The following is a 13,379-nucleotide window of genomic DNA, read 5'->3' as shown; positions in this document are numbered from 1 at the left end:
CATATTGGGGGACTTTGGTTTCTTGGGTCTTATTTATTCTGCGGTTTTTCATGTTACCTGCTACAGGCGTTTTGGTTTCCCACGTATCTATCTGTTTTGGGGTTATTCCTCATTCCCCGTTGCAATCACCCACTGGTGGATTACATGCTCGTTTCACTCTCATGCATATTGTGGCTCGGTCGTTTACTGGTCCTTAATTGTTCTGTAGTTTTTCATGTTTTGGTTTGCCGACTTTCTCATTCGCTGGTAGGATCAGAGTTTTTATTTTTCTCAAATCTCATACTCTTGTCGGTTTCGCCAACTCGCTAACGCTCCTAGCCATATTGGGGGACTTTGGTTTCTTGGGTCTTATTTATTCTGCGGTTTTTCATGTTACCTGCTACAGGCGTTTTGGTTTCCCACGTATCTATCTGTTTTGGGGTTATTCCTCATTCCCCGTTGCAATCGCCCACTGGCGGATTACATGCTCGTTTCACTCTCATGCATATTGAGGCTCTAATTCAGCATAGTACGCTTCATAAGAGCCACAACAGATTACTTTGACACATAGAGTAATCCGTGCTATCATTACTCTATCAGATAGAACACTGTGCGCGCAGTTGTATTTTTGAATACTTTGGAGGTTTTAAAAATGATAACTATTAAAAAACATGTCGAACAATTATTCGCAGATATTCCGGTAACGGAGGAAAGTTTATTCATGAAAGAGGAAATCTTGCACGGTCTCGAGGACAAAGTTGATATCCTTATGGCCCAAGGAAAATCGGAGGAGGACGCGATTAATAAAGCGATTGTGGAACTCGGTGATTTGACGGATCTGCGTATGGAACTGGCTGAGGCTCGTGTAAAACCGCCTAAAGCCTATCTTGCTTGGACGCATTTCCAATTCTCACTCGTTGGTGCCGCTCTCATCATCGGCTTACTACTATTCATCAATATTTCTTACACGCCAACCGTTCTGTGGGTCGTTTTCCCTGCTTTTGCAATTGTTTGGTGGCCGCTCGCCATGTATTTTAGATGCCTTCGCGTCCAAGGGGAGGTTATGAATTGAAAGGTTTAGTCAGTTTTTCTATCGTCGGTAGCGCGATTTGTATGTTTTTCCTAGTCATGCTTAATTATTTCCTCACACCAACGCTCGACTGGAGCATCTACCCATGCATCGCCCTACTTCTGTGGCCATTATCCATGTATTTCGTTTACCGCCAAAATTTGAAACAGTTCGCATTCTTCACGAGTTCCGTCTTCATTATCTTGCTAACTGTTATCAACCTACGCGAAACGCCAAACTTGCTCTGGGTTCTATACGCCCTCTATCCGCTTGTTTTCTGGCCTGTTTTTACAGCTTTCGGGAAAAAAGCTTATACGATGACTGCGGCTGTGATTGGTGCTACGACAACGATTATCTATTATGCGTTGCTTAACGTTGCCTTTTCACCTAACTATCCATGGGTCATCGCGATTATTTTCGCAGTTGGTTGGTGGCCTTTATCGTTATATCATGCCAAACACAAGTCCTTTTTCTCCTTTTCCATTCAAGCTAGTATTTGGATTAGCGCCTTTGTTATCGGCATGAACTGGGCATTCTCACCAAGCGTAATTTGGGCGATTTATCCGATTTTCGCCGTTGTATGGTGGCCAATCTCGCTATACTTTTTTAGTACAAAACGTCACATGACAACTTTATAATTCGGCGCATATATGGTACATTCAAATAGAATCAAAAACTTTATTTGAAGGAGCTATTATAAAAATGGAAAATCAACTAGACGAAAAAGCCGTTTTACGTGCCCAGTTGACAAATCCGCGCTGGATGACATTAACGCTTGCAATTATTTGTACGCTGTTCGCCCTATTCACCCTGCTAGGTGTGTTTTTCCTATTCACGCTGTCTACAAAGGGTGTTGGGGCCGATGCGATTCATGCCTTACAAATCGCGCGAATTCTAGCATCGATATTCTGCGTTTTGTACGCGATTTTCGCCTTATTACTATTCAATAATTACTCCAAACTCAGAAAAGGCATTGCCGTCCCTAAAATGCTCTATTTCGCACTAAGTGTGTTTGTTATTTTATCGGCAGCAAACAGTATCTTCAGCAGACAATTGGGCGGTGTCTTCCTACCACTTATCATCTTATTATTCGCAATTAAAATCATCTTAGACCTAGGCAAAATAAAATAATCCCCAAAAAACCTGCTGGCTCTCAGTAGGTTTTTTGTTTGTCTAAAATTCACTTATTTTAAAATTTTTTTATCGAAATACATAAAGTAATATTTTTTACATTTAATTTAAAACCATTTACGTCATACCTTTATGATTAAAGTAATATTTTATACTTTCATATAATTTGAACGCTTTTCAAATGTGTCTATTTTGTGTCTTTATATATTTTTTTGTGTTTTCCCTCGCATTTTCTCGGGTAATCAAGTAAGGAAAGTCACTTTATCGTAAATAATGTGTCTAAAATATGAAGATAGAGGTGCAATTACCATGAAAAAATATATAATGATTTTTTTTCTAATGATATCCTTATTACTTATCATTAGTGATAAAACATATGCTCAAACAACCGCTGAACAAAATATGTCACTCAACAATTGGAAAGTATCTTTGACTGGTAAGGCCTTTCCCAACTCTAATGTTGCCTTAAAACTAACCTTAGCTGAAAAGGAACGCGAACTACAGCAAAGCGTACTAAGCAGACTGAACAAAGATCCAAAGAAAAACTATCTCTTCTCGAACATAACAGCTTGGAAAACGAGTTCTACACAAATCACCATTATCGCTTCAAACATTCAAAAAATGGCAATTTTATACCAAACACCAAACTCGATTTACTATCACAAACCAGCACTTAAACAAGATATTCTCTACTCACTAAACTGGTTTCACACCAATATCTATAATGAAAAAGTCAGCGCATCGTCTCCTTATAACTGGTATGATTTGCAAATTGGTACACCGATTTCACTTGTGAATATATTAGCCTTAATGAAAACCGATATCCCTGCCGCTACTCTACAGACTTACCTAAAAGCTATTGATCATTTTGAACCAGCAACTGCAAGTGAACGGACTATCGGAACTGGCGCTAACCGCATTAATAAAGGCTTTGTGATTACATTACGGGGTGTTATAGGGAATGACCAAGCCAAAATAAATCTCGGTGCTGAAATTGTAAGACGCGTTTATACACCCGTCACTTCTGGCGACGGTTTTTACGCAGATGGATCATTCATTCAACACACGAATACACCATACACAACTGGTTACGGCGCCGATGTTTTAGCTCGTAGCGCTGACTTTTATCAATTGCTGGCTGGCACGAAATCCTTTGGCAGTTTCCGCTCCCTCCCAACCATGTTCAGTTATCTCGATAATGCGTACCTTCCCGCTCTCTATAAAGATGAGGTCCTGGATATGACCCGAGGCCGTGGCGTTTCGCTAAAAGCTGTTACAAATGAACAAGTCGCGCACACAATAATCTATGATATGTTTACAATCAGCCAAAAAAATACAAATATCGCATATCGCGCGAAATATGCCAATATTATGAAATCTTCAATTATCAGTCAATCCTTAAAAACTGATTTCTATAAAAATCTAACACTACCACAAGCTCAAGCATTCCAAGCTATCTTGTTAAATAAAAAAATCCCTGCCACCTATCCAACACGGACACAAAACAAAATGATGGCCAGTGCAAGTCAAATGGTTGACACAAAGCCCACTTACGTCGCTGGAATCAGTATGTTTTCTAAAAAAGTATCCGCTTTTGAAAGTATCGGCGGCCAAAACAAACTCGGCTACTATACAGGAACCGGCTCCCTTTATCTATATAATGGCGATGAAGCATACGAGGGCAATTACTACCCAACCGTTGACATGACTAGTCTCGCGGGTACCACCACCGATCATAAAACAAAACCGATTACCGTAGACAATGCCAAATACTTCAACCCCCAACCTTGGTCTGGCGGCGTTTCCGATCAACAAAACGGCTCAGCAACGATGCACTACAACATGAAAAATGTGACTGGAAGCACGCTTGATGCACGTAAATCCTGGTTCTTTTTGAACGGTAGAATCGTCGCTTTAGGAGCCGGCATCACCTCAAAAGAAAATCTAAATACCGAAACCATTGTTGAAAACCGTAAATTGCTCCATACGAATCTCAATACATTCGTCGTTGGCGGCCAAACAATAAATCTCGGTCAAACCAAAAATATCACGACCAAGTGGGCCTATCTAAACGGCGCAAGTCCAAGTCAAAGTATCGGTTACGTTTTCCCAACCGCCACCAACGTCACAGCCTATAAAAAAACAAAGGCAGGCAACTGGAATACACTAAACATTCGAAATCGCAACGAACTAGTGAGCGCAAACTATGCAGGCATCACGATCTCCCACGGCAAAAAGCCAACAAATAAATCTTACGGCTACATCCTATTACCAGGAAAATCTAAGCAAGCAACTGAAGCTTACAGCAAAAAAATCGATATCGAAATCCGCGCTAACAATCTAAATCAACAAGCCGTGTTCGATAAATCGCAGAATCTTTGGATTGCAAACTTCCGCCAAGCTAGCACGCTAAACGGTATCGTAGCTCAAACCCGCGGCTCCATCATGATCCGCAAATCCGCTACATTACAAAAAGTCACATTATCAGACCCATCGATGGAACAAAGCAAAATTGTATTTTTAGTACCAAAAGTTGCAGGTCACAAAATTAAAAGTAAATCCCCAGAAGCAAGTGTCACAACACAAGGAAAAAACTGGCGCATTCAAATCAATACCGCTGCTAAAAACGGCAAATCGTTTAGCGTTCTGTTCGGAAAATAATCATCATAAAAAATAAGCAGGATCACGCACCTTATCTCAAGGGAAAGCGCGAATCCTGCTTTTAATTTTTTACAATACAAGCGATAAAAGCATCATAATCTGGTAATCCTAAAATCGTCTCGTCATCATGCTCATTTAGCACGTAGTATAAATAACTGAACACCTTCAACTCCGTACTCACATTTGGATTCACACAAGCAATCAAAGCATTCTGTACAACCGTTCCATCCACCTGAACCGGCCTCGCTAAATGCACAAAAACAGCAAAAAATGCTTGGTTCCTTTCCGTCGTGCAATGCGGTAACGCCAGATGGTTAATCACTAAATTATTCCCTTTTTGCTCACGTTCCTGAATTTTAAACGCTTCATCTGGGGTTAAAATCGCTTTTTCTACAAGTTCCTCGCAAATTCCGCGCACAATCATGTCCCAATCTTCTTCCGTTTTGTTATCATAATCCATCGCCAAATCCTTGGGGAAAAAAGTACAAATATTTTTGCGAACATCAATTTTTTCTAAAGTGTCCTGAATCTCCTGCAACTCCGGTTTCGTAATTATTTTCTTGATTTCGATACATGCCACATCTGCACCCACATCCGGATAAACTGCATGATTATTCAATAACAACTTAATATCCTGCTGCTCAAGCGTCCGTTGCAAATCCTTTTGGTGCATCACAACAATGACCTCAACCGTCTGAATCTCCCGCTCAATCATCTGTTTATTAATGCTAGCCACTGCATACTGATCCGAAAATAATACCACTTTTGCCGCGGCTTGCCTACCCCGCTCCATCGCACACGAGAAATAAAGTCCAATTAAATCGATATCATACAATTCGATACCAAATAGCTCATTCACATTAGCCACAAACGTAATACTCAAATCAAAAGCCAATGGATAGACTGCCTTAATATTAGAAATGTTATGCAACTTGCGATCATGCAAAATAATTGGATACGCAATACTTCGCTTCAAGTGCCCCACCAACTGCTCCACCAATTCCATATCAAAAACTAGCGCACTATATTGCTCCCCTTGCCTCTGCAAAACTTCCTGCATCGCGCTCGTCGTAATCGCCTGACTTTTCCGTTGTTGCATCTTAAAAAACTGCGATAACAGATGTTGCGCCGCCACGGGAAGCTCTAATTCGTCCAAAAAGGAAGTTTCCTGTGCATCCTCCCCATCCCCCAAAACAATCGCCGCCAAAATTAAACTCACTAAGTGGGCAGAATGAATATTTGGATAATAGTTTGCCACATCTAGCTCCCTAATTCTCCGTAACAGAGCATCATACTCACCCTCCGGAATTTCTAAACGTTCACAGAAGAAAATAGGATTCTTATCAATCAAATTCGCCAAGACAATCATTTTTCGGAATAACGGCTCATCCAAATAATGCCCGTAATTCGGCTTCGATTTAATTTCCAAACGATTCGCATAATGTCCCCGCAAAAAAACAATTTTCTCCGATATCATTGGTTTTGACAAAAATAAGGTAGCTGCTAAATCATCGAGTGTTCGAAAATCATGGCGCAACAGCTCCAGCAAAATAAGCTCATCATCATACATAGACTGATGCAAAAGCTTCCGATAAGCCATTTTATCCTGAATATGCAATTGGTATCCACCCGCTTGACTAGAGCTTATCTCCCCCACCGATTGAAGTAAGTGGTTCATTTGAGAAATATCCCGCAAAATCGTCCTTTTCGAGGTTCCTGTTAATTTTGCGAGTTCTAAACCGCTTGCTTTGCCATTTTCCAGCCGTTCCATGATTTGTATTTGTCGCTGATTTAGCATCGCTTTACCCCCTTAATGTCAAAATTGCTTTATGCATCCGTTCTAAACCATCGACTAACTTGCTTCGCGAACACGCCACATTCATTCGTAAAAAACCTTTTCCGCCATACGTTTCACCCGGCATAATCGCCACTTTTCCAACATGAATCAACGCATCTTGTAAGACTTCCTTCGACACACCAAGCGTAGAAACATCCAGCCAAGCCAAGTACGTTCCCTCTGGTATCTCAAAATGAATTTCTGGCATGTGATTCGCGATATAACTTTTCAGAAAATGCATGTTGCTTTCCAAATGTACCACCAGTTCATCCACATAATCCGCGCTTTCATTGTAGGTGGCCATCGTCGCATACATTCCTAGAATACTGACCGACGAAAGCGCATCACGTTGCTTCAACTGCTTCAAAAAGGCTTCACGAAGCAATTTGTCCGGCACCAATAAATAAGATCCCATCAACCCAGGCGTATTCATCGTTTTACTAGCCGACGTGCAAATACACATGTTCGTAGGGTTCTCTACCAAGCCCAGAATCGGCGTATAGCGCGCATTTCCATACACAATATCCATGTGAATATCATCGGAAATAATAAAAACACCTAATCGCTCGCAAATTTCAATAATCATTGCTAATTCCGCTTTTTGAAAGACCCGACCTGTTGGATTATGCGGATTCGTCAACAGTAAAATCTTAGCTCCCTGCAACTGCTCCTCCAAACGCTCAAAATCAATGCGATACGTACCATTATCCCACAAAAGCTCATTTTCAACTAGTTCGCGATTATTTTCCTGAATCAGGCTATAAAAAGCATCATACATCGGTGAAAAAACCACCACACGATCTCGTTCTGCACTTTTCAAACGTACTAGAACCGAAATAGCGTAACAAACCGTAGGACTATACAACACCCAATCCATGTCAAAATGCGCATCGAAACGCTTCTTGTACCAATCAATAATACTCCCCTTAAACGCCTCATGATTCCACCTCGAATAGCCAAAAACACCGTGCGCCACCCGTTCCTGAATCACCTCAAGAACTGGCGTTGCAACCCGAAACTCCGTATCCGAAATCGAAAATGGCAGTAAATCAGCTTCCCCAAATCGGTCCTCGATATAATCCCACTGCGTACAATATGTATTTTTCCGATCCACGACCTCATTAAAATCGTATTTTCCCATTTCCAGTCAGCTCTTTCCTATGAAAAGCCCAGCGCGTCCGCCGAGCCTTCCGAATTTTATCCAATATAACGACAAATCATCGCATGTTTTTCCGTATTATATGTCGCTAAAAACTGATCTAGCAGCGTCGCCAAACTATCATAATCCGCCCGCGAAATCATCGACGAATTGGCATGCAAGTAACGCGTCGGCAAGCAGAACGCCACAACTGGACGACCACCACCCATCACATTATAGCGCCCACCATCTGTTGCCCCCGTTTTCATCGTACAAAACTGCAACGGTTCCTCCATACTTTGCGCCGTATCAATCAAGTCCTGCTTCAATTTTTGATGTGGAATATAACGTTTATCAAAAAGCGCCAATGCAGCACCAGAACCTAGTTTTAGCGGAAATTTAACCCGATCAAATCCCGGCGTATCACCAGCGACCATCGTATCAATGACAATCGCAATATCCGGGGCAATTGCTTCCGCCGACGCTTGCGCACCGCGAAGCCCGACCTCTTCCTGCACTGTAGCCACCGCATACAACGTGATTTCCTCGTTCTCACATCTTTTGAAAAGCTCCGTCACAAGCGCGCATCCAGCCCGGTTATCAAGCGCCTTCCCTAAAATCCGATCCGGCGTCAACTCTGCAAAATTAGGCTCTGGGCAAACAAAATCACCGACCGCGACGCCCATAGACGCCACCATTTCCGCCGAGTCCGCTCCGATATCTATAAACATTGCATCATGACTCATCGGGCGCGCCTTATCCGCATCACTCAGCGCATGCGGGGCAATTGAACCGATAATCCCCGCCACTTTTCCTGATCTAGTCCGAATCTCCACCCGGTGGTTCAACATACTCTGATTCCACCACGAACCGACCGTATCAAACGACAGAAAACCGTCCTCCGAAACATGCTTCACGATAAAACCAACCTCATCCATATGCCCAATAATCGCCACTTTTGGCCCCTTCGAACCCTTGCGTGCGATAAAACTGCCCAAACCATCGAATGTAATTTCATCCGCTTCATTTACTAATTCTTTGTACAAAATTTCGCGGATTTCTTGCTCATCACCACTAGTTCCCGATGCCATCACCAGTTGTTTCAGTAAATTCGTCTCCATCTTTTCGTTTCGCCTCTTTCCGTTTTAACCACCAAGTTTTCAGTACAATAATGAGGAAAATGTTCAAAGCTAAACCAAACGCTAAAACAAGATAGAACCAGTACCACGGTGACATCAAGCCAATTAGCGGGTCAAACATTCCAATCCCAGGTGCTAGCCTTTGAATTCCAAACATAATCGTCAACATCCCAGCAATACCACCACTAAGCGTATTTGCCGTAATCATCGGAAACGGAGCCGCCAGCGCATATGGAATCGCAGGCTCCGTCGCAACCGTCGAACCAACGATAATCGAGCTGATCGCCGCGCCTTTTTCTTGTTTTGTAAATAATTTTGGTGCGATAAAAGTCGAGATTCCAGCGGCCATTGGAGGCATCAACGCTACAACACCAACGATCGCGTACCAATCATAAATCCCTTTGTCAAGCAGCGAGAAGCAGAAGAACCAAGCCGTTTTATTCACCGGTCCACCCATGTCAAACGCAAGCATCGCGCCAACTAGGAACGCCGCAGCCAATTTCATTTCGGTCGGAATCGTGTTCAAGAAATGCAGCATTCCGTCCATCATGCCACCCATCACAGGCCCTAATACGTAAAATGTCAAAATACCAAAGATAAACAACGTCACAAACGGAATCAACATCGAACCAAGAAGCGGTTGCAACGCCTTGCCCAGTTTGACTTTTCGGAAGTATTTCACAAAATAACCAATCGCAAGTCCTAGAACTACCGCGCCTAAAAAGCCAGCGCCCGATTCCGTTCCAAGCATCGTGTTATCATTCGCCAAATACGTGACCAGAAACGCTGGTGCAAAGGCGGGTTTATCCCCAATCGAGCTCGCAATATACGCACCCATAATTGGAATCATAAACTTGAATCCTAAATAACCAATTGTCTCAACGACCCAAGCAAACGACGGATCACCATTCGCCATATCAACATACGGCATCCCAAATTGCACGAGCATATTAGCAATCGCGACGAGTAAACCACCACCGATAACGAACGGCAATGCCGCAGAAACACCTGCCATCAAATGACTCATTACACTTCCTGTCGGTGCTTCCTGATTTCCGATTTTAATATTGCTATCGGTCGTAAATAACGTCGCTTTACTTTCCAAATCATCATAAATCGTCTCAATCTGCTTCAGAGCTTCCGAAACCTTCAGCTCTACCACTTTCTTGTTCGCAAAACGGAATCGGTCTTCCTCACTAATCGTCCGTCCGAGCGCCAGAATAACATAATCCGCCGCCTTAATTTCCGCTGGTGTCAAATGATTCTCCACACCACTCGCGCCCTGCGTCTCCACTTTTATCGTATATCCTAGTGAAACTGCCTTACGTTCCAGCGCCTCGGCCACCATGTAAGTATGCGCAATGCCCGCCGGACAGTTCGTAATCGCTACAATGTTTAAACTCGTCATCTTCCTTCGCTCCCTTTTATGAAATAACGCCTTGAACCAGCGTCAAGATCTCGCTTTTTGTACCTGCTTTTAATTTCCCAACAAATTCAGGATCCATCAGTTTCCGACTCAACTGCGACAACAGCCGCAAATGTTCCTGACCGCCAGTTTCCGGAACAAGCAAGCAAATCCAGCAATGCACCGGCTGATCATCCATCGCTTCCCAAGCCACCTGATTCTCCCCACGACCAACTAAAACACCAACTTCCGCTACAAAGGCCGATTTCGCATGTGGAATCGCAATCCCGCCACCGAATCCAGTAGTCGACTCCTCTTCCCGCAAACAAAGATCCTTATAAAATCCCGCCGCATCCGTCACTTTTCCATTCACAACAGCCAAGTCCGCAAACTCTTGCAAAATCTCCTTTTTCGTCTTTCCTTGCATTTCCAAGTTTATTCCACTAATTGTCATTATTTCCATTTTCACTCAACTCCAAATTCTATTTACTTGCCACATTGCCACTGTTTCCTTGTCCTATTTCAGTATAGTTGATAACGCTTACTAAAAAAACAACAGAAATGTCACACCGGTGATGACATAAAGTGCAGGAACCTATTTTAAAGTTATGATTAGAACTTTTACAGGTATCAACTTATACTTATCCTACCCAAAATAAGCACCATTTCCTATATGTGAAATCTTTATGAACGTTTCCGGCAAAATTGTTTCTTATGTTTATTCAATTAGCCATTCTATTGCAGAAACCCAAACTTTTTTCCTTATTTAGATCAAAATTTATTTTTCTTTCAAATAATCAAATGATACTTTTATCACGTTTTTAAATTATCCGAAAGACCTCCATACGAATAATTAGATATAAATATAACTTTTTATAAACAATCTAAAATGACCTATTCACCTCCCGCTCCATATTTTCCATCCCATTGCCTTTTACTAGTTCACCCGCTAAACTAAAATTAGAACTAAAAAGGGAGGAATTATTAATGAAACAGTTTTTCAACAAACGCTTCGCTGCTCTAGTCATTATTTTTGCAGTCTTTTTTGCATCATTTGCACCAGTAGCGAACGCTAGTATCTTGAACCCGGCTATCTACACAGTCTCTGGAACAGTATACGCAGACACAAATGGCAATGGCGTGATGGAATTGCACAACTTGGATTTACCACTCGCGAACATGTCCGTAACACTTCACAAAACACTGGCTGACGCACAAGCAGGAACAAACATCGTCGCTAGCGCTAAAACAAATGCAGTTGGTGTTTACAACTTCACGAAACTTGCAAAAGGGAACTACTTCATCAAATACGGCACAGAAACAACAACAAAACCAGTCGTACAAGCTAATTCAGCAACAGACGCAGCCGGAAAGCAAATCCCAGGAATCGCGGCAATCACAATCAACACGCTGAACGTAGTCACTTGGGCAGACTTAGCAACAAAGAAAACAACAAACCTAACCATGACACCATTTGAAGATTTAAATGGTAACGGCGTGAAGGACAGCAACGAATCCATTTCAGATGGAAAAACACTTATCTTCATTAACTTAGAAAAAACAGCAGACCTTATTTCAAGCGGTCGTTTATCAGAACTTGATTTAAACTCTAAAATTATGGGCGCGCTCGGCGGTAGCTTAGACATCGAAGACGCGATCCTTTTCAGAACAAGCGCTAAAGGTGCCACAATCACAATGCCAAACGTTGATCCAGGCATGTACGTGATGGTCCGTTCACCATTTAATCTAACAGTTGGCGATTTACTTGGTAATATCAACAAAGTAACGGCGATTATCGACATCATCTCCGGTGGCGACATTCAAGGTATTTTGGATAACCCAACATTGCTCGACACAGGCGACATCTCAACAACACCGAACAACGACTACATCAAAGCACTTGCAAACTTCCTACCAAAAGCAATTAAAGCCGTAGAAAAAGTAGATGTAGAAAAAGTTCTAGGTACAGACGCTGCAACAAGTGTCAATTCAACGCTTGCTGATGTTCAATCTGTTGCAACACTTCTAAACCACATCCCAGCCATGCGTTTTGCAAAAGTCGACATCTGGGGTAACTCTTATGACCTAACAGCTCTAAAATTCACAAAAACAACAGACTTCCAATTCGGAATTCGTAAACTCCCAGTCATCACTGGTGACCTTTTCGTGGATAAAAACAAGAACGGCAAAAAAGACCTACTAGAGTTTGGTAAAGCAACTAAAGTAACAGCTTACGATGCAAACGGAAACGTCATACAATCCGTAACAACATCATCGCTTATTACCAAATTCACACTAGATAAACTAGCATTTGATAAAACAATCTACATTGGTATCGATGGCACAAACGGCTATAGCCCAGTATACACAGGAACAGTTCCTCCTGCATTACAAGGCCTACGTTTAGTTGGTGCGTATACGTTTGATTCGAAGAGCTCTATTCAAGAAATCAAACAAAACATACCATTACTACCTTAATTTGTAAAAGCCATTATTCGACGCCAAACCCGTCGAATAATGGCTTTTTTTGTTGGGGTTGTACGAAATGAAATGAGTTACAACCCCAATATGCATGAGAGCAAAGCGAGCATGTAATCCTTCCCGGTTGTTCGAAATGAAGCGAGATACAACCCCAATATGCATGAGAGCAAAGCGAGCATGTAATCCTTCCCGGTTGTCCGAAATAAAACGAGTTACAACCCCAATATGCATGAGAGTGAAACGAGCATGTAATCCTTCCCGGTTGTTCGAAATGAAGCGAGTTACAACCCCAATATGCATGAGAGCAAAGCGAGCATGTAATCCTTCCCGGTTGTTCGAAATAAAACGAGTTACAACCCAATATGCATGAGAGTGAAACGAACATGTAATCCTTCCCGGTTGTTCGAAATGAAGCGAGATACAACCCCAATATGCATGAGAGCAAAGCGAGCATGTAATCCTTCCCGGTTGTCCGAAATAAAACGAGTTACAACCCAAATAGACGGTCATTAAAGATCAGCAGAACTAGGATTCCGCAC

General features: G+C 42.2%; 10 protein-coding genes. 5 read left to right on the top strand and 5 right to left on the bottom strand.

What is annotated here, in order from left to right:
- The first annotated feature begins 631 nt into the window (after positions 1-631).
- The 4 genes from HPK16_RS11790 to HPK16_RS11775 all read left to right on the top strand — a co-directional run bounded on the left by HPK16_RS11790 (position 632) and on the right by HPK16_RS11775 (position 4,840).
- On the top strand, positions 632-1,051 hold the full coding sequence (locus HPK16_RS11790; RefSeq protein WP_181677145.1) for a permease prefix domain 1-containing protein: 420 nt from the start codon (positions 632-634) through the stop codon (positions 1,049-1,051).
- Positions 1,048-1,686 (top strand): hypothetical protein, encoded by a 639-nt coding sequence (locus tag HPK16_RS11785; protein WP_181677144.1) that lies wholly within the window; start codon positions 1,048-1,050, stop codon positions 1,684-1,686. The genes HPK16_RS11790 and HPK16_RS11785 overlap by 4 nt, the downstream gene beginning before the upstream one ends.
- Before the next feature lie 64 nt (positions 1,687-1,750).
- Positions 1,751-2,179, top strand: a complete 429-nt coding sequence (locus tag HPK16_RS11780; RefSeq protein ID WP_181677143.1) for a hypothetical protein — start codon at positions 1,751-1,753, stop codon at positions 2,177-2,179.
- A gap of 309 nt (positions 2,180-2,488) precedes the next feature.
- Positions 2,489-4,840 (top strand): polysaccharide lyase 8 family protein, encoded by a 2,352-nt coding sequence (locus HPK16_RS11775; RefSeq protein ID WP_181677142.1) that lies wholly within the window; start codon positions 2,489-2,491, stop codon positions 4,838-4,840.
- A gap of 61 nt (positions 4,841-4,901) precedes the next feature.
- On the opposite strand, the gene HPK16_RS11770 is transcribed toward HPK16_RS11775, so the two are convergent.
- The 5 genes from HPK16_RS11770 to HPK16_RS11750 are packed head-to-tail and all read right to left on the bottom strand — an operon-like array spanning position 4,902 to position 10,822.
- Positions 4,902-6,638: a PTS sugar transporter subunit IIA gene (locus HPK16_RS11770; RefSeq protein WP_181677141.1), complete on the bottom strand. Its 1,737-nt coding sequence runs from the start codon at positions 6,636-6,638 to the stop codon at positions 4,902-4,904.
- Positions 6,639-6,642: 4 nt separating this feature from the next.
- Positions 6,643-7,818 carry a MalY/PatB family protein gene (locus HPK16_RS11765; RefSeq protein WP_181677140.1) on the bottom strand — a complete coding sequence of 392 codons (1,176 nt, stop codon included), beginning with the start codon at positions 7,816-7,818 and terminating at the stop codon, positions 6,643-6,645.
- Positions 7,819-7,874: 56 nt separating this feature from the next.
- Entirely contained in the window at positions 7,875-8,936 is a 1,062-nt protein-coding gene (locus tag HPK16_RS11760; RefSeq protein ID WP_181677139.1) for a zinc-binding metallopeptidase family protein, read from the bottom strand.
- Positions 8,890-10,362 carry a PTS fructose-like transporter subunit IIBC gene (locus HPK16_RS11755; RefSeq protein ID WP_181677138.1) on the bottom strand — a complete coding sequence of 491 codons (1,473 nt, stop codon included), beginning with the start codon at positions 10,360-10,362 and terminating at the stop codon, positions 8,890-8,892. The genes HPK16_RS11760 and HPK16_RS11755 overlap by 47 nt, the downstream gene beginning before the upstream one ends.
- 16 nt (positions 10,363-10,378) lie before the next feature.
- Positions 10,379-10,822 carry a PTS fructose transporter subunit IIA gene (locus HPK16_RS11750; protein ID WP_181677137.1) on the bottom strand — a complete coding sequence of 148 codons (444 nt, stop codon included), beginning with the start codon at positions 10,820-10,822 and terminating at the stop codon, positions 10,379-10,381.
- Between the two features lie 524 nt (positions 10,823-11,346).
- Here HPK16_RS11750 and HPK16_RS11745 point away from each other — a divergent pair.
- Complete coding sequence (locus HPK16_RS11745; protein WP_181677136.1) at positions 11,347-12,837, top strand: SdrD B-like domain-containing protein; 1,491 nt, start codon at positions 11,347-11,349, stop codon at positions 12,835-12,837.
- Positions 12,838-13,379: the final 542 nt, after the last annotated feature.

This window comes from Paenilisteria rustica (assembly GCF_013820765.1).
Lineage (GTDB): Bacteria > Bacillota > Bacilli > Lactobacillales > Listeriaceae > Listeria_A > Listeria_A rustica.
The sequence above is the reverse complement of the archived record's forward strand: the minus strand, read 5'-3'. Positions and strand labels throughout refer to the sequence as shown.